1 protein-coding gene is annotated in these 2,196 nt (G+C 69.4%); it reads right to left on the minus strand.

The features are described 5' to 3' along the window. A partial coding sequence (locus ACZ7N4_RS39105) for a condensation domain-containing protein (protein ID WP_471368796.1) occupies nt 1-2,196 on the minus strand: 2,196 nt, incomplete at both ends.

The raw sequence follows: 2,196 nt of genomic DNA on the forward strand, positions 1-2,196 counted from the left end.
CAAGGCCACACCCTTGGGCCTGCCGGTGGAACCGGAGGTGTAGATGACATACGCCAGATCATCCGGCGAAGCCACCGGCTCAAGGTCGCACTCCGGACCGGCCGGCCACTGGGCGTCGACCAACAGACGGTCGAACGTGTCGGGCAGGCGGTGGGCCAGATCGGTGCTGGTGATGATCAACGGCGTGCCGGTGTCGTTGATCATGTAGGTGATGCGCTCGCTCGGATAGTCCGGGTCCAGCGGAACGAACGCGGCACCCGCCTTCAGAATGCCCAGCAACGACGCGATCAGATCGGGCGAACGGTCCAGGCAGACCGCGATCAGCGTGTCCGGAGTGATGCCCGTCTCCCGCAGATGATGAGCCAGCCGGTTCGCACGCGCGTTGATCTCCCCGTACGACCAGTGACGGTCGCCCCAGGTCACCGCGATCGCGTCGGGATCCGCGGCGACCCGCTCCTCCACCAGCTGATGGATCGTCGCCGTCTCCGGGTAGGGGCCCGTGACACCGTTCCAGTCGACCAGGACCTCCCGCCGCTCCCCCACCGTCAGCATGTTCAGCTCGGACAACCGCGCCCGCGGCGTGGCCGCCACCGACGCGGCGAGCGTCGCGAAATGACCGGCCAACCGCTCGATCGTCGCCCGCTCGAAGAGGTCCGTCCGGTACTCCAGGGCCGCCAGCAGCTCACCACCCGCTTCCGCGGCGGTCAGCTGGAGATCGAACTTGGCGTCCTGACCGCCCACACGGACGTGCTCCACCGTCAGGCCGGGCAGGCTCCACGCGTCGCCGTCCGGGGTGTTCTGGAAGACGAAGAGGGTCTGGAAGAGGGGGTTGCGGGACAGGTCCCGGTCGGGGGCCAGCTCGTCGACGAGGCGTTCGAAGGGGAGATCCTGGTGGTCGTAGGCGCCGAGGGCGGTCTCCTTGACCCGGTCCAGCAACTCGGTGAACGTCGGATCTCCGGACAGGTCGGTCCGCAAGACCAGCGTGTTGACGAAGAAGCCGATCAGATCCTCGGTCTCGGCGCGGTTGCGGCCCGCGATCGGAGTGCCGACCGCGATGTCGTCCTGGCGGCAGTAGCGGGCCAGCACGATCTGGAACAGGGCCAGCAGGGCCATGAACAGGCTCGCGCCCTGCCCGCTCACCGTCGTCCGAAGCACCTCCGTCACCTCCGACGGCACCGAGAAGTACACGGTGTCGCCCTCGGCGCCGTCCCTCTCGGCGGGCCGGCCATGGTCGGTCGGCAGCTCCAGGGTCGGCACGCCCGCAAGGCGCTCGCGCCAGTACGCCAACTGCCCCTCCAGTACGTCGCCGCTGAGTCGCTCCCGCTGCCAGACGGCGAAGTCCGCGTACTGCACCGGCAGTTCGGGCAACGACGCCTCGCGCCCGGAGACCGCGGCCGCGTACAGCTCGCGCAGTTCGCGCGCCAGGATCCTGGACGACCAGCCGTCCGACACGATGTGGTGCAACGTGATCAGCACATACTGGTCGTCGTCCGCGACACGCACCACGTCCACGCGCAGGAGCCGACCGCCGTCCAGCTCGAACGGCCTCCGGGCCTCGGCCGCCATGAGCTCCGACGCGGCCCGCTCCCTGCCGTCCGCCGGGACGGCCCGGACGTCGTGCACCACCGGAGTGACCGACCACGGCGCGTCCACGACCTGCGTGGGACGGCCTGAGTCGTCCGTGACGAACCGGGTACGCAGCACCTCGTGTCGGGCCACCAGACCGGTGAACGCCGTACCCAGCGCACCGGCGTCGAGCACGCCCCGCACCCGCAGCCCGAACGGCACGAGGTATTCGGCGCTGCCCGGCGTCAACTGGTCGAGGAACCAGAGCCGTTGCTGCGCGAACGACAGTGGCAGTGGACCGCTGTCACGGTCGACCGGTACCAGCGGCACCTCACCGGCCGTCTCCAGCTCGCGCACGACCACGGCCAGTGTCGCCACCGTGGGCGAGGTGAAGAGGGCTCGCACGGGAACATCCACTCCGAGCCGTTGCCGCAGACGCGACGTCACCTGCGTGGCGAGCAGTGAATGTCCGCCCAGTTCGAAGAAGTTGTCGTGGATGCCGACGGTGTCGATGCCGAGGACGTCGCACCACACGCCGGCGATGGTCTCCTCCGTCGCGTTGCGGGGTGCGGTGTAGGTGGTGGCGAGTTCGGGTCGGTGGTGGTCGGGTGCGGGCAGGGCTTTGGTGTC

It is taken from the genome of Streptomyces sp. NPDC107654, from assembly GCF_055639035.1.